This window comes from Gardnerella sp. DNF01204, from assembly GCF_049244145.1.
Classification (GTDB): Bacteria; Actinomycetota; Actinomycetes; order Actinomycetales; family Bifidobacteriaceae; genus Bifidobacterium; species Bifidobacterium vaginale.
In genome coordinates, this window is sequence record NZ_CP058379.1 from 677,788 (window position 1) to 694,419 (window position 16,632).

The 16,632-nt window shown below is 38.5% G+C and carries 12 protein-coding genes and 1 pseudogene; 11 read left to right on the top strand and 2 right to left on the bottom strand.

Translation table 11 applies throughout. The features are described 5' to 3' along the window. The first annotated feature begins 7 nt into the window (after window positions 1–7). Window positions 8–1,633, top strand: a complete 1,626-nt coding sequence (groL, locus tag HXT46_RS02560; protein WP_004112644.1) for a chaperonin GroEL — start codon at window positions 8–10, stop codon at window positions 1,631–1,633. Window positions 1,634–1,751: 118 nt separating this feature from the next. Here the strand turns inward: groL and HXT46_RS02565 are convergent, their stop codons facing one another. Continuing rightward, complete coding sequence (locus tag HXT46_RS02565) at window positions 1,752–2,045, bottom strand: WXG100 family type VII secretion target (RefSeq protein WP_004112646.1); 294 nt, start codon at window positions 2,043–2,045, stop codon at window positions 1,752–1,754. Window positions 2,046–2,232: 187 nt separating this feature from the next. On the opposite strand from HXT46_RS02565, the gene HXT46_RS02570 reads away from it, so the two are divergent. From HXT46_RS02570 to HXT46_RS02595, 6 genes are all read left to right on the top strand, one after another. Continuing rightward, window positions 2,233–2,967: a hypothetical protein gene (locus HXT46_RS02570; protein ID WP_004112647.1), complete on the top strand. Its 735-nt coding sequence runs from the start codon at window positions 2,233–2,235 to the stop codon at window positions 2,965–2,967. 60 nt (window positions 2,968–3,027) lie between these two features. Beyond that, the gene (locus HXT46_RS02575; protein WP_004112649.1) at window positions 3,028–3,768 is read left to right on the top strand and encodes a response regulator transcription factor; all 741 of its coding nucleotides are present in this window, start codon (window positions 3,028–3,030) and stop codon (window positions 3,766–3,768) included. 2 nt (window positions 3,769–3,770) lie between these two features. After that, window positions 3,771–5,804: a sensor histidine kinase gene (locus HXT46_RS02580; RefSeq protein ID WP_101890176.1), complete on the top strand. Its 2,034-nt coding sequence runs from the start codon at window positions 3,771–3,773 to the stop codon at window positions 5,802–5,804. A 189-nt stretch (window positions 5,805–5,993) separates the two neighbouring features. Continuing rightward, window positions 5,994–6,383, top strand: coding sequence for a cold-shock protein (locus tag HXT46_RS02585; RefSeq protein WP_004112652.1), 390 nt, complete (start codon window positions 5,994–5,996; stop codon window positions 6,381–6,383). Window positions 6,384–6,401: 18 nt separating this feature from the next. After that, complete coding sequence (locus HXT46_RS02590; RefSeq protein ID WP_101890177.1) at window positions 6,402–7,679, top strand: DUF3027 domain-containing protein; 1,278 nt, start codon at window positions 6,402–6,404, stop codon at window positions 7,677–7,679. A 69-nt stretch (window positions 7,680–7,748) separates the two neighbouring features. Next, the gene (locus tag HXT46_RS02595; RefSeq protein WP_004112655.1) at window positions 7,749–10,238 is read left to right on the top strand and encodes an ATP-dependent Clp protease ATP-binding subunit; all 2,490 of its coding nucleotides are present in this window, start codon (window positions 7,749–7,751) and stop codon (window positions 10,236–10,238) included. A 124-nt stretch (window positions 10,239–10,362) separates the two neighbouring features. Here HXT46_RS02595 and HXT46_RS02600 read toward each other — a convergent pair. Further along, window positions 10,363–10,533 (bottom strand): annotated as a pseudogene (locus HXT46_RS02600) (type IIL restriction-modification enzyme MmeI); the annotation flags it as partial. 188 nt (window positions 10,534–10,721) lie between these two features. On the opposite strand from HXT46_RS02600, the gene HXT46_RS02605 reads away from it, so the two are divergent. The 4 genes from HXT46_RS02605 to HXT46_RS02620 are packed head-to-tail and all read left to right on the top strand — an operon-like array spanning window position 10,722 to window position 16,540. Further along, window positions 10,722–12,452 carry a site-specific DNA-methyltransferase gene (locus HXT46_RS02605; RefSeq protein ID WP_248898707.1) on the top strand — a complete coding sequence of 577 codons (1,731 nt, stop codon included), beginning with the start codon at window positions 10,722–10,724 and terminating at the stop codon, window positions 12,450–12,452. After that, on the top strand, window positions 12,446–14,659 hold the full coding sequence (locus HXT46_RS02610; RefSeq protein WP_248898708.1) for a DEAD/DEAH box helicase: 2,214 nt from the start codon (window positions 12,446–12,448) through the stop codon (window positions 14,657–14,659). The genes HXT46_RS02605 and HXT46_RS02610 overlap by 7 nt, the downstream gene beginning before the upstream one ends. A gap of 2 nt (window positions 14,660–14,661) precedes the next feature. After that, window positions 14,662–15,441 carry a DUF6414 family protein gene (locus HXT46_RS02615; protein ID WP_248898709.1) on the top strand — a complete coding sequence of 260 codons (780 nt, stop codon included), beginning with the start codon at window positions 14,662–14,664 and terminating at the stop codon, window positions 15,439–15,441. Then, the gene (locus HXT46_RS02620) at window positions 15,431–16,540 is read left to right on the top strand and encodes an AAA family ATPase (RefSeq protein WP_248898710.1); all 1,110 of its coding nucleotides are present in this window, start codon (window positions 15,431–15,433) and stop codon (window positions 16,538–16,540) included. The genes HXT46_RS02615 and HXT46_RS02620 overlap by 11 nt, the downstream gene beginning before the upstream one ends. Window positions 16,541–16,632 lie beyond the last annotated feature (92 nt).

Sequence of the window (16,632 nt, forward strand, 5' to 3'; positions counted from 1 at the left end):
AGGAATAATGGCAAAGATTATTGCCTATGAAGAAGATGCCCGTCAGGGTATGCTTGCTGGTCTTGATAAGCTTGCAAATACAGTAAAGGTGACTCTTGGTCCAAAGGGTCGTAACGTTGTTCTTGATAAGTCTTACGGCGCCCCAACCATCACTAATGATGGCGTTTCAATCGCTAAGGAGATCGATCTTGAAGATCCATACGAGCGTATTGGCGCCGAATTGGTAAAGGAAGTTGCTAAGAAGACTGACGACGTTGCAGGTGACGGCACTACAACCGCTACCGTGTTGGCTCAATCTCTGGTGCACGAAGGCTTAAAGAATGTTGTTGCTGGTAGCAACCCGATTGCTCTTCGTCGCGGAATTGAAAAGGCTTCAGAAGCAATTGTTAAGGAACTTCTCGCATCTGCTAAGGATGTTGAAACAAAGGATCAGATTGCAGCTACTGCAACTATTTCTGCAGCAGATCCTGAAGTTGGCGAAAAGATTGCTGAAGCTTTGGATAAGGTTGGTCAGGACGGTGTTGTTACCGTTGAAGACAACAACAAGTTTGGTCTTGATTTGGACTTCACTGAAGGTATGCGTTTTGATAAGGGTTATATTTCCCCTTACTTCGTCACTAATGCAGAAGATCAGACTGCTGTTCTTGAAGACCCATACATTTTGCTCACTTCTGGCAAGGTTTCTAGCCAGCAAGACATTGTTCATGTTGCTGAACTTGTTATGAAGTCTGGTAAGCCATTGCTCATTATTGCTGAAGATGTTGATGGCGAAGCATTACCAACTCTTGTTCTTAACAAGATTCGCGGTACTTTCAATACTGTTGCAGTAAAGGCTCCAGGATTTGGCGATCGCCGTAAGGCAATGCTTCAGGATATGGCTATTTTGACTGGTGCTCAGGTTGTTTCTGACGACCTTGGTTTGAAGCTTGATTCTATCGACGCTTCTGTGTTTGGTCATGCTGCAAAGGTTATTGTTTCTAAGGATGAAACAACTATCGTTTCTGGCGCTGGCTCTAAGGAAGATGTTGAGGCTCGTGTTGCTCAGATTCGCGCCGAAATTGAGAACACTGATTCCGATTACGATCGCGAAAAGCTTCAGGAACGTCTTGCTAAGCTCGCTGGCGGCGTTGCTGTTATTAAGGTTGGTGCTGCTACGGAAGTTGAGGCTAAGGAACGTAAGCATCGCATTGAAGATGCAGTTCGTAATGCTAAGGCTGCTATCGAGGAGGGTTTGCTTCCAGGCGGTGGTGTAGCTTTGGTTCAGGCTGCCGCTAAGGTTGAGAAGTCTGCTGATATTGTTGCTCTTAGTGGAGAAGAAGCCACGGGTGCTGCAATTGTGTTCCGTGCTGTAGAAGCTCCAATCAAGCAGATTGCTCAGAATTCCGGCGTTTCTGGAGACGTTGTGCTTAACAAGGTCCGTGAGCTTCCAGAAGGCGAAGGCTTCAATGCTGCAACTAATGCTTATGAAGATTTGTTGGCTGCAGGCGTTACCGACCCAGTTAAGGTAACTCGTTCTGCTCTACAGAATGCTGCTTCTATCGCTGGCTTGTTCTTAACTACAGAAGCTGTGGTTGCTAATAAGCCTGAGAAGCCAGCTGCTGCACCACAGGCTGGCGCAGAGATGGGCTACTAAATAAAAGTTAGACGTATTGCTTAGCTTTTAGCTAGTTGTTATATGTGAGCGGTGAGTTGTTATAAAATACAAGTCACCGCTCACGTTTTTTATTTATTCTATTGTTTAATTATTTTGTTTATCCCATTGAAAACAAAGATGTAGCTTGCGCTTCTGTATCCATGTAAATGTTAGAAGCATTTTGCATAGCGAGTTGAATGGATTGCAATGATTGTTCCATTTGCTGGTGTGCTGCACGCCATTGCCAAGCTGTTGATGCAAATTGTGTAGCTGCAGGACCAGTCCATACACTTTGCAATTGTTGGAGATTTGCGTACATTCCATTTGTGGCGTCTCGAATCGCATTAATCGAAGATGCAACTGCTGCAGCAGATTGCTGAATTTGTTCTGAATCAACTCTAAATTGTGTCATTTTTTCTCCTCATTTAGTGTAGTTAATTTTCTTATAGTTATTCATTTAGTTTTTGCCGTGCAAACTTATCTTTTGTATAAATTAATTTGTATAAATCAAATTTATAATTTTTTTAACTTTTGTTTTGCCTAAATTGCTCTATTTTGCGCTTGTTTCTTGTAATCTAAAAACACGGTATTATGAATATATGCCGTCGAGAAAGTTTATAAAAGATTTTTTTATCAATGTGGTTAAAGGCTTATCTGCTTTTGTAATTATTGTATTTTTGAGCGAAAGTGTTTTGTTTCCAACAACAGCTTTTGCTAATGATGGATTATCAAAAGCGGATTCTCAGAATAAAAGCACTAAGAATTTGGGTATTGTTGCAACAGATTCTATTACGGATACAGAAAATCTTCTTGGAGATTCTGTTACAAAAGTTTCAGATATGATTTCAATAACCAAAAAACAAACAGGTGTATCGGTTAAATTACTTTATTTATCTAATTTTACTGGAAATAAAAATCCGTCAAAATGGGCTAGTGATTTACTTACAAGCACTAATCCAGATCGTAATACTGTTCTTCTTGCTGTTGCTACTCATGATGGAAAGCTTGTAGTAGCAGTTTCATCTAATTCTGATGAATGGCTTAAAAGAAAAACAACCGTGGATTTGCTTTCTGATGCGGCGTATCGTCCTCTTATTAGTTCTCAAGGTGCTGATTGGTCTCAATCTGCAATCATGCTTATGAAGCAGATTGCTCGGTCTAAGAAAACTTCTGTAACTTCCAGAACAAGTGTAGTTTCAACAATCGTTATGGTTGTTATTATTGTTGCTTTGTTTGTTCTTGTTGCACTTATTTTGTGGAGAAGAAACTATATTCTAAAACAAGTATCACTAGGGTTGAGAAGAGCTAAGAGACGCCATGCGGCGCGTAAATAAATCGATTTTTTTCAGGAAACACTCAGGAAACATTCAGTTTTATAAGTGATGCTAATCAGTATGGGTAAGAATGTAGAAGCATCTATTGTTGTGGTCGATGACGAACCTTCAATTCGTGAGCTTTTGGTAGCATCGCTACACTTTGCAGGATTTGATGTAGAAACAGCAGCTTCTGGATCAGAAGCTATTGATGTTATTGAGCGTGTACATCCAGATCTTATTGTTATGGACGTTATGCTCCCAGATATAGACGGATTTACGGTTACAAGGCGAATTCGCCAGAATGGTGTTGCTGTTCCTGTGTTATTCCTTACTGCTAGAGACGACACTCAGGATAAGATTATGGGTCTTACTGTTGGTGGCGACGATTATGTTACAAAGCCTTTTAGTCTAGAAGAAGTAGTTGCGAGAATTCGTGCAATATTGCGTAGAACTCAAGATCCAGATGAAGATACTCCTGTTGTGCGCGTTGCTGATTTGGAAATTAATGAGGATTCGCATGATGTTTCCAGATCTGGTGTTCCAATTGAATTAAGTCCTACGGAGTATAAACTGCTTCATTATTTGATGGACAATGAAGGTAGAGTATTGTCTAAGAGTCAGATTCTCAATCATGTTTGGCAATATGATTGGGGTGGAGATGCGGCAATCGTAGAATCCTATATTTCTTATCTTCGTAAAAAGATTGATGGTATTGAAATTAAAAATGAGGATGGAAGCTTAAAGAAGGTTGTTCCTCTTATTGAAACGAAGCGTGGTATTGGCTATATGATTCGCGTTCCGAAAGCAGGTCAAGCCTGATTATGCGTGAGAGCAAATCTGTGGATGGTTCGCTTTACAATAATGGTTCCAAAACATCTGGTTCTGATAACAGCGGATTAAATCAGTCCGAAGTTAGTGCTGATCGAAATGTTAAAGCCGAATTAGTGACTTATTCTGGTGATAATCCTAAAAAAAACAAGAATAAATCTAAGTCCAAATGGTTGCGGAGGCATATTGATGCTATACCGTTGAGTACTCGTTTAGTGGCGTGTACTTTGGTTGTTCTTACAATTGCTGCATTATGCATTTCTCTTTCTATTAGGCAATTAGTTGGCAGTTATCTGTTGGATAAAACCGATGCTCAGCTTACAGATCAGGCTCAGCTTATTTACGACAATATAGATTTGCTTCGTAGTAAGGATTCTGGAGAACAGACTGCAGGTCCTAATGATTATTTCTTGCAGATTAGAGACACTAATAACAAGATTATTACTACACCTTTGATTCCAAAACTTAAAGGTGATGTTGTTTCTATGCCGAATCTTCCAGAAGATGGCGAAATTAATAATGTTGTTGTAAGACGTAGACCTTTTACTGCTCCAGCGCGAGTGCATGGAGATGTAAAAAGTATTGATGAAACAACTGCAAAAGCTGCGGAATCTCCTTGGCGAGTTCTTGTTCTTACATGGGGTCAGCGAAGCGGATATAATTCCGAAATGCATGTTAGAGGGTATGTTTATATAGCTCTTTCTTTAAGTGACCAATTAGATACTGTTAATACGCTTACACGTTATTGCGTGATGGTTAGTATAACAGTTATTCTTCTTGGTGCTGTTTTAGCTGCTCTTATTATTCAATCTACTCTTGTTCCACTAAAGAGAATAGAAAAAACTGCGTCGAAGATTGCTTCTGGAGATTTAAGTAGGCGAGTGCCTTCCGCCCCAGAAAACACGGAGGTTGGATCTTTAGCTGCTTCGTTGAACTCTATGCTTTCTAAGATTGAGCAAGGATTTAACGACCAGGAAGCAATGACTGAGAAAATGAAACAATTTGTTTCTGATGCAAGTCATGAACTCCGTACTCCATTAGCTGCTATTCATGGATACGCTGAATTGTACTACATGTGGAGAGGTGTGCCTGGTCAGCAAGAAAAAGCTGATGATTCTATTGCTCATATTAAGGCTTCTAGTGAAAGAATGACGGAACTTGTAGAAGATTTGCTTTCGCTGGCGCGATTTGACGAGGGTAGAGGAATAAATGTTTCTCAGACAGTTAAAGTAACTCCTATTCTTTCTGATGCGGCAAATGATTTGAGAGCGTTGGATCCAGTTCGAGTTATTCAGCAAGGCACTTTGCATTTAGCTGATGACTGGAAGTTGATGAATTGCTCTAAGCCAACAAATTGCAGTCTTGATAGAAAGTTTATTTTTACTCCAGGTGAGTTACCTAAAGTCACTTTAAAGGGTGACGGAGCTAGATTGCGACAAGTTCTTACAAATATTGTTGGAAACATTCATCGATATACTCCAAGCGATTCTCCAGTAGAGATAGGTATGGGTGTTCTAAAGGCTTCTATTACTCCTGAAGCTCTTCAAAAAATGGGATCTGTATCTCGTTCATTGAAAGACTTTTTAGAAGCTGCGGAAGTGAGCCAATCTACTGGAACAGGCAGCTCATTTGTGGTTATTCGCGTGGTAGATCATGGACCTGGCGTACCTGAAGAATCTTTATCTCACATATTTGAGCGATTCTATATTGCAGATCCATCTCGCGCTAGAGAAAAGGGTGGTACTGGCTTAGGTATGTCTATTGCTCAGTCTGTTGTTAAAGCTCATCGTGGTTTTATATGCGCTACTACGTCTTGTGCATCTAGGACCAGCAGTGATCAGCTTATTGATGATACAATGGTAGGAAGCGAATCATCTGAATCTAAGCCTCATGGTTTAACTCTTACGGTTGTGTTGCCGAATGTGATATTTGACGATGAGAATAATAAGAAGGTTAAGAATACAGATACTTCTAGCATGGTTACCGATAATAATATTGTAAAAATCGATAATAGTTTAAATTATTAATTATTTTATTTATAATTTTGCTTGTTTTGACATGTTTTTTCGGATAATTTATTGCTTATAGTTTTTGTTTTAGATTGTTCGGGATTCATGCGCTACAATTGATAAAGCGTGAGCCGAGTGAATGTTATGTGGATTATAGTAGAGTATGATGATTCGCATAGAATTTAATGAATTCGAGTGAGGTGTGTTATGCCCAACGGGCGTGTTCGTTGGTACGATTCTAAAAAAGGATATGGCTTTATATGCGATGAGGATGGCAAAGATGTATTCTTACCATCTTCTGCGCTGCCAGAATCAGTGAAAGAGCTGCGTAAAGGTACGCGTGTTGAATTCTCTGTTGTTGAAGGTCGTAAAGGGCCACAGGCAATGGGTCTCACTGTTGTGGCTTCTGCGCCTTCGCTAGTAAAAGCCACAAGACCAAAAGCTGAAGATATGGCTGCAATAGTAGAAGACCTTATTAAGCTTTTAGATTCTGCAGGCAATGGTTTACGACGTCGTCATTATCCGTCTACTGCTGAGAGTAAGAAACTTGCGCATTTGTTGCGTGCTGTAGCAGACAATTTTGACGTGCAGGACTGATATTTAACAGGATTTTTTATGGCAGATGAAGTAATTAATCCTCAGGAGCTTGCATATAGTATTGCTGTGGAAACTTCAGAGCGTGAAAACGCTGTTGGAGATTTCGTAAGTGCTACAGATCTTGGTAGTGATGTTACCGATTTTAGATTTGTTTGCAATATGCCTGGGTATGAAGGTTGGCAGTGGTCAGTAACGCTGTACCACGATGCTGATGTTGATCGTTGGACAGTTAATGAGTCAACTCTTGCCCCAACTGAGGATTCTTTACTACCTCCACCTTGGATTCCTTGGAAAGATAGACTTAAACCAACGGATCTTTCGGTTATGGACTCTATTGGTACAGCCGAAGATGATGAAAGGCTTGAATCTGGAGTTAATTCAGAAGATTTAGATTATAAAAAATCTAAAGCAAATGTTTCTGAAGATTCTGTAGAAACTGAATGCTCTGAATCGGAAAAGTCGCCAGCAACCGAACAGGATGGCGAAACAGAGCAAAATAATGAATCTAAAGAAGATAATGAATCTAAAGAATCTCAAGAAGATTTTGAAGAAGCAGTTGAGACTTTTAGATTAACTCGTAAGAGGGTTATGACTGCTGAGGCAATAGCTCAAACGGCGAAGCGATGGTATTCGGGACAACATGGTCCTAAATCGCTTTCTACTAAAATTGCGGATGGTAAAGCGTGTTCATCCTGCGGATTTATGATTCCGTTAGCTGGCAGCTTAGGAAACATGTTTGGAGTTTGCGCAAATATGTGGAGCCCAGACGATGGGAGAGTGGTGGCATTAGATCACGGGTGTGGAGAGCATTCCGAAATAGAGCCACCAGAGCCATCACAACTTTGGATTCAATCGGCTCCAGCTTATGACGATTATCATATTGAGATAGCTCCTCAAGCCCCTAGAGACGAGAGAGCAGATGTAGAGCTTATCGAAGAAGCGATTGAAGATAGTAAGGAAAATCGTAAAAAACATCGCAGGTTGATAATTGAAGACGAGTCTGACGAGTTCAGTGAAAATAGCGAAAATAGCGATTCTGCAGAAATTGATTCAATTGATAGAAGTAATAATAAAGATAATAAATCTAATGAAGATATTGAATCAGAAGATTTTGCAGATAGCACTGATAATTCTGATGATGTTGATAAGAGTGATGTTTCGGATGATGCAGATAGCGCAGATTATGCAGAATCTGGCGATGACTCGGATTCTGCAGATGACTCGAATTCTGCAGATGACTCGAATTCTGCAGACAATTCTGAAGATTTAAATAAGTCGTCATTAACCAATGAGTAACACTAAAAATAGTGTTAGAGTCATGGCAACTCGTTACCATAGAACGAAGGATAAGAACGGAAGGCAATTATGTTTGAACGGTTCACTGACCGCGCTCGGCGTGTGATTGTGCTAGCTCAGGAAGAAGCGCGCTCTCTTCAGCATAACTATATTGGTACCGAGCATATTCTCTTAGGTCTTATTAGAGAAGGCGAAGGAATAGCAGCAAAAGCTTTAAACGCCAAAGGCGTAGAATTAGACAATACTCGTAAACAAATAAAAGAAATGATTGGCACTGGTACTGTCTCGCCTAGTGGACACATACCTTTTACTCCGCATGCTAAACAAGTGCTTGAGCTTAGTTTGCGTGAAGCATTGCAATTGGGGCACAGCTATATTGGTACCGAGCATATTCTCTTAGGTCTTATTAGAGAAGGCGAAGGTGTTGGAACGCAGGTGCTTATTAAGATGGAGGTCGATTTAGGAGACCTTCGTAGCACTGCAATGGATTTGATTCGAGGAAATTCTGGATTACCAGAAGACGGTCAGAAGGGTGATTTGGCTAATGCTGGAGGAGTGCAGGATAAGAGGAATCAGTCTGGTTCTGCGCTGCTAGATCAGTTCGGAAGGAATCTTACTACAGAAGCTGAGCAAGGGAAGCTTGATCCTGTTATTGGTCGTTCAAAAGAGATTGAGCGCGTTATGGTTGTGCTTTCTCGCAGAACTAAGAATAATCCTGTTCTTATAGGTGAACCTGGTGTTGGTAAAACAGCTGTTGTGGAAGGTCTTGCACAGAAGATTGTTGCTGGAGATGTGCCAGAAACGTTAAAGGGCAAGCAGGTTTATTCTCTTGACTTGGGTTCGATGGTTGCTGGATCTCGTTATCGTGGCGATTTTGAAGAGCGCTTAAAGAAGGTGCTTAAAGAAATTAAGACTCGTGGAGATATAGTTCTATTTATTGATGAGATTCATACTATTGTTGGTGCTGGGTCTGCAGATGGTGCTTTGGGTGCTTCTGACATGCTTAAACCTATGCTTGCGCGTGGTGAGCTACAGACGATTGGTGCTACAACTACCGATGAGTATAGAAAGTATATTGAAAAGGATGCGGCTTTGGAACGAAGATTCCAGCCTATTCAAGTTCAAGAGCCTTCTATTGCAGAGACAATTGAGATCCTAAAAGGTTTGCGTGCACGCTACGAGAATCATCATCACGTAACTATTACGGATGCTGCTTTGCAGTCTGCAGCAGAAATGTCTGCTCGCTATATTCAAGATAGGAATTTGCCAGATAAGGCGATTGATCTTATTGATGAAGCTGGAGCTCGCCTACGTATTAAGCGATTGACAGAGCCACCAGAGCTTAAGGAACTTGATTCTAAGATTTCTAAACTTTCAGAAAAGAAAGATGAAGCTATTAAGAATCAGGACTTTGAGAAGGCTGCCGACTTGCGAGATGAGCAGGAAAAGCTTGAGGAAGAACGTAAGAATAAAGAGCAGGCTTGGCGTGAGGGCGAGTCTAATGTGAATATGGTTGTAGACGAGGATGTTATTGCATCTGTTGTTTCTAATACAACTGGTATTCCTGTTGTTAAGCTAACTCAAGCGGAATCCAAAAAGTTGCTCGGTATGGAAGCGGAGCTTCATAAGCGTATTATTGGTCAAGATGAGGCTGTTTCTGCACTTTCTCGTTCTATTCGTCGTGCGCGAGTAGGATTGAAAGATCCAAAGCGTCCTTCTGGATCGTTTATTTTCGCTGGTCCTACAGGAGTTGGTAAGACAGAGCTTGCGAAAACCTTAGCTCAATTCCTGTTCGACGATGATGATGCTTTGATTCGTGTTGATATGTCGGAGTTTGCGGAAAAGTATGCGGCTTCTCGTCTTTTCGGTGCTCCTCCAGGATATGTTGGCTACGAGGAGGGTGGCGAGCTTACAGAGAAGGTTCGTAGAAAGCCATTCTCGGTGGTGCTTTTTGACGAAATTGAAAAGGCACATCCAGATATTTTCAACACGCTTTTGCAAGTGTTAGACGACGGTCATTTAACAGATGGCCAAGGAAGAAAAGTTGATTTTAAGAACACGATTATTATCTTGACTACAAATCTTGGTACTCGTGATATTGCTAAGTCAGCGAATACTGGTTTTAGTCTTGGCAATAATGCGGATGCATCTTACCAGAGAATGAAGGATCAGGTTAATTCGGAATTAAAGCGTCAGTTCCGTCCGGAATTCCTAAACCGTTTGGATGATACGATTGTATTCCGTCAGCTTACTGAGCCAGAGGTTCGTCAGATTGTTGATTTGGACGTTAAGCGTTTGAATGACCGTCTGTTTGAACGTCATATGACTTTGGAGCTTACAGATGCAGCTAAGAATCTTCTTGCGCAAAAGGGCTTTGATCCTCTTCTTGGAGCAAGACCGTTGCGAAGAGTTATTCAGCGCGATATTGAGGATGCCATAAGTGAGAAGATTTTGCTTGGCGACTTAACAGATGGTGAACGCGTTGAAGTTGATGCAGAAGGCGAAGGTTTGCTGGGGGAGTTTATTTTCCGCGGTATAAAGTTTGATGTTGAGTCTTGATGTTGAGATTTGATTTTGAGTCTTGATGTTGAGTTCTAAATAACGAAAATATTCTAAATAACGAAAATCCCGGTGTGTAAAACCATCGGGATTTTTGGGTTTTACGAGTTTATTTATATTAAATTCATTCTTTAGTCATGCGAATATAGGATTTGAAGAGAATTTCTAGTCGCTCGTCGTTATTAGAACAAAGATTTGTAGCACCAAAAGCAATGTCTACTATTTTATCTAGTTCTTCGTGAGCTTTGCGCAAATCTGGAGGCATACATCTTGGATCATATAAGTCTGCTAGTGAAGATTTTCTAGTGTGAAGAAAAGATACTTACAATAAAAACCATTAATAAAAATGATTAATATTCTTTACGAAATCATTAAAACGATACATACATGAAAACATATCTCGTTGAAAAAAGTATAAAACACCTGTTTTGACTTTAATTGCACACTAAACGATAGAATTGAATCACGGTGTAGGAGGATATAGTGGCTAATTTATCGCAACAGAAGCGCGAGCGTATGCTGGCATTCTTAAATAAAGTTAAAGAAGAGCATAAAGACGATGATGAAACTCTTATTGCTCTTGATGAGATTGAGAATGAGCTCAACTCGAAAAAATATGGTCTTGTATGGGAAAAACACGAAGAAGAAGTCGACCGTATGATGCAAGACAATATTCCCGTGTTCACTGAAGTAAAAGAGCGTGAAATTAAAGCAACTGATGAAAACTCTTATAACTTCCTAATGGAAGGCGACAACCTTCACAGCTTGAAGTTACTTGAGAAAACACATGCAGGAAAGATTGATGTAATCTATATTGATCCACCTTATAATACGGGCAACAAGGACTTTATCTATGATGATGCATTTGTAGATAAAACGGATGGTTATGCACACTCTAAGTGGCTCTCCTTCATGAGTGAGAGACTTGAGATTGCAAAAAGATTACTCTCTGATAACGGCGTTATCTTTATCTCTATTGATGATAGAGAACAATCTAATCTACATTTACTATGCGATGATATTTTTGGTAGCAATAATTTTATTACGTCATTTATTTGGGAAAAAACACATCACACAGGTAAACAGGCCAAAAATTGCTATTGCAACGTTGATTATATCTTGGTCTATGCGAATAAATTATATGGAATAGACGGTAAGTTAAAATCGTTATTGGTGGAAAAAACGTTAACTGAATTTTTGGATGCTCCTCTTTATAACGCATCAAATAATGAGCAAACTTTAACATTCCCAGCTGGTACCGTGTATTTTAAAAATCCAACCTGTATTAATGATTCTGCAAATAAAAAATATAAACTAGAAACTCGAATTGTTGCTGAAAAGTCAGACTCAAAGTTGGATATTAACGACGTTAGTTATGAATATTCAAATATTGAACCAATTGTAATGTCGTTTAAGTCTAGGTGGAGCCAAAAAGAAGTTAATAGGCAGATTGAAAATGGTACAAAATATATAATTAAAAGTTCTGGATGCGCAATTAGAGCAGTTTACTCCGATTCAAAAGAAGGTTTTAATTTATCACCTTGGCAAATTATAAAAACAAGCAATGGCCAACAAGTTGGTACGAATGAAGATGGATCTTCTATTTTAAAGAAAATTTTGGGAGAAGGAATTCCATTTTCATATCCAAAACCTGTATCATTGGTGAGATATCTCACTAAACTGTGTATCAATAAAAATTCCACAGTTATAGATTTCTTCGCAGGCAGTGGTACTACCGCGCAAGCTGTTCTTGAGCTGAATAAGGAAGATGGTGGGAATCGTAAGTTTATTCTCTGCACGAATAATGAGAATAATATTTGTGAAGAAGTTACGTATGAGCGTATTAAGCGTGTGATTCATGGCTACGCGGATGTAGAAGGTATTCCTGCAAATCTCAAATATTTCAAGACTGACTTTATTGCTAAAGATGCAGATGATGTGAGTGAAGAACTCCTTTCTCACATCAAAGAGATGGTAGAACTTGAAAATGGTATTACGCTGGATAACAAGCACTATCTTATTGTTTTGAGTGATGAACAAGCTGACGAGCTTGCTAAGAACTGGTCGAATTATGAGGACGTAAAGGCAATTTATGTTTCTCGTAATGTGCTCTTTACGTCTGAGCAGGATGCACTTTTTAGTAACACGGAGATTCATATTATTCCTGATTACTACTTCGAATATGAGCTGAAGGAGGTTGGTGAGACATGGTAAATCCAGGGCTTACAATCAATTTATTTGAATTTCAAGAAAAAGCCGTAATCCGTTTAATAGATTTAACTACTAAGTCGGATGCTAAAGAAACGGTAGTTATGAAAGCTCCTACTGGTTCAGGTAAAACAATTATTCTTATTGACTATGTTGATACATATTTAAGTAATGTTGATAAGAAAACTGCTTTTATTTGGCTATGCCCAGGAAAAGGAGACCTTGAAGAGCAAAGTCGTAAGAAGATGCAGAAACTTTCTCCAGGTAGAAAGACACAGAATTTATTTGACGCACTCTTAGGTGGATTTCCTGAAAGTTCAACGACTTTTATCAACTGGGAGATGGTTACTAAGAAGGGTAACACGGCTATTCGTGACAGTGAACGTAAAAATCTATTCGACCGTATAGCGGAAGCCCATCGTTCAGGTATAGAGTTTATTGTTATTATCGACGAGGAACACTCCAATAACACTGCAAAAGCTAGAACAATTATTGATGCTTTTGCTGCCAAGCATACTATTCGTGTCAGTGCCACGGCTGTTGAAAACAAGCGCTATGAGTTTTTTGAAATTGATGAACTTGATGTTATTGACGCAGGTCTTATTACAAAGGCTCTCTATGTTAATGAGGGTCTCAAGGAAAATATCAATATTGATGATGATTATGATACTTTGCTTGATTTAGCTGATAGCAAGCGTAAAGAGATATCTGGCAGGTATAAATCAATTGGTAAAACAATACGCCCACTCGTGTTGATTCAGTTCCCTAATGGTAAGCCTGAAACGATTGAAGCAGTAGAAGCAAAGCTTGAGTCTATGGGATACACGTATAAAAACGGTATGGTCAGCAAGTGGATGAGTGAAGATAAGAAAGACTTACCCGATGATCTAACTGAGAATGATGCTATTCCTGTGTTCCTTCTTATGAAGCAAGCAATATCTACTGGCTGGGATTGTCCTCGTGCGAAAATACTCGTAAAACTTCGTGAAGGCATGAGTGAATCCTTTGAAATACAAACTATTGGACGTATTCGTCGTATGCCTGAAGCAAGGCACTATGATGATGATTTGCTTGATTTTTGCTATGTTTATACTTTTGATGAAAAGTACAAGGCAGGACTACTTTCTTCAATGGATAAGGCCTACGAAACAAGACGTCTGTTTCTTAAAGATAAGTGCAAGACATTCACGTTAGAAAAGCAAATCCGTGACCTTGATTTTAATGGTTTAGGGGAGCGTGAAGTGTTGCAAAAGATTTATGCTTTCCTTGTTGAAAAATATAAACTTACAAATGATAAGAAAGCAAACCTCACACGTTTAGAAGCTGCCGGCTATGTTTTTGGTAATGAAATACTCGGCTCTGCTTTATACGGTAAGTTCATTAAAACAGATTCCGTAGCTGAATCTACAACATACTATATGACTAGAAAGCATGTTGATACGCATAAGCATGGTATTGAACTTTTGCACAGTGTCGATGCGATTAAAAGCACGATTGGCATGTCAACTGTCAAAGTAAAAGTCATTCTGGAACGCTTATTCCGTAAAGGTGGTAATAATAAGCAAAAACTCATTAACCTTACTACAGCCGACTTTTATGCTTTTGTTGTTAACAATGAGCATCTTTTGAAAGAGGAATTTAGAGATGTTACAGCTAAAATGTCTGTACAACAAGAACTGAAGCTTGCGCCTAAAACATCTACTTTCAAGATTCCTGAGCAGGATTTCTTTAAGTACGATCCGGGTGTCAAAAATGAAGTAGAATACCTTGCAAATGCTTACCGTGAATACACTTCAGGTTATGCAACAAGTGTTATACGTTCAACGTCTGAGATGCTGTTTGAGAAGTATTGTGAAACGCGAGATGATATTGATTGGGTTTATAAAAACGGTGATACCGGTCAGCAATATTTCTCTATCGTTTACATCGATGGTTTGCAACATCAATGGCTCTTCTATGCAGACTATATTGTTAAAAAGAAAGATGGTTCTATTTGGGTAATTGAAACCAAAGGCGGCGAATCTAGAGGACAAGATAAGAATATTGACAAGCAGATTGAGAATAAGTTCAACGCTTTTAAACAGTATGCTCAAGCTAAAAATCTTAACTGGGGTTTTGTGCGAGATAAAGATGGTGAACTTTATATCAACAACACGGTATTTGCTGAAGATATGGCAGACGAGAACTGGGTGCCGATCAAAGAAAGGTTTTAATAATGGCAAAACGTGCACGCAATGGTGCCAATAATATGTCCTTCTTAAAAGTAATCTATTTCGATGAAGAAGCAGCTACAGACTTATTGTGTATCAGAAATAAGGGGAAAGTGATTAGTGAAATTAAGAAGGCTTCAAATAACAATGATTCTGAATCGGTAAACGGTGGAACATCTGCAGATATTAAATTTCCATTTTGGCCATTTAGTTTGCGTGCAAACATTGGAGTTAAAGGAGAGCTTAATCGTAAAGCTGAAAGAATAGTAAACCAAATTTTTACTAATGATGTACTATCTGATTATTTAGATTTTGCGTACAGTGAGGACAAGATACAAAAATTTAATAATTCCTTAGTGTATGCATATCCTAATTCGTTATCTTATTTTAAATTAATAACACCATACATGGCTATGACTGAAGGAAAGCTCGACGCTGGTAATTTTAAACTTAATATTCCAATGATGGATGAAGCATTAACGAGAGGTAAAGGTTACTATGAAATGCTTTTGAATTTCAATGATAATATAATTATTTTGCGTTTTAATTTAGCTTCTTTTAGAAATACCTATTCACTAGCCGATTTAGTTAAAATGAATCTTACTTATCATGGTGTTAAGGTTGGAAAGACATCGATAAATAAGTTGGATATTAATAATGAATTCCAAATGGAAGAAAAGAAAATTGACGCATATGAGCTAGCGAGTGAGAACGATACAAAAGAATCAACTGATTGTGTTGATGTTTATGATGTTCTTTTTGCGGGAGTAGCATATGAAAATTAAGATTTATTATGGCCCACGCAAAGCTTTTGATGAAATTCTTCCCAAAGGTATAAGGCCTAAAACGCTTACAAAATTAGTGGGAATATCAGATCGCGAAAGACACAATTTCTATGTGGATTACACTAATAAAATAAAGGAGAACAGAAAAAAGCGAAGCTTTAAAAATGTGATTGCAACTACAGAAGAATATGCTCTACTATCTGACAGCGGACTAAATGGTCTTATAACACTATTGGATGAGTTTTCAATCGGAAATATATACTTTCAAAATCCTCCATATAGCGTCGTAAGTCAATTAGAAGAGGTTTACGAAAAAATAGATAGAGTTAACTGTTCGTACGAAAATATTCAAACTAAAACGCTAAAGATATTTTCCAACAAGTTCACTTCTGAAATTTTAGGACAGGAAACAGCAAAAAAGAAGTTACTTGTGAATTTATACCAGCTTGCCAAAAACTATAATAAGGGAAAACCTATAGTATTAATGTTGTATGGACCAGCAGGAGTTGGAAAAACAGAAACAGCAAAATTGTTGTCATCAGTACTTGGCCAACATTTATTTAGGAAACAGTTCTCAATGTTTCACACTAATTCATTTGCTGATTATATTTTTGGTGCAAGTCACAACTCATCTTCCCTTTCAAGAGACCTTTTGGAAAGAGAAAGCAATGTTATTCTGTTTGATGAGTTTGATAAACCCGACAATATGTTTTACAGCGCATTTTATCAGATGTTCGATGAAGGCAAATTTGAAGATAAGAATTACCAAGTAAATTTAAAAAATAGCATAATTTTCTGTACTTCGAATTTTATAAATGAGGGGCAAATTAAACGAGTCTTAGGTGATGCCATATACAGTAGGTTTGATGCTTTTATAGAATATAAAGCATTAACAAAAGAAGTTGTAAATCAACTAATATCAAAGTCATTTAATAAATTGATAAATAGCTTAGATAATGATGATAGAAAAAGAATCGATGAAAAGAAATGCTTAGAAGTTTTATTGTCGCATTCAAGTAACTTACAAAATGCTAGAGAACTTGATAAATTTGTCAATGAATACGTATTTACGCGCATTCTAAAAGCAATTTCTTCATAATAATATAATTCATGTCTTATTTATTTACGTCACTAGACATAATAATTTTTTTGTGTTTTACCAAGCTCATACGCTTCCTCAAGCATTGCTTG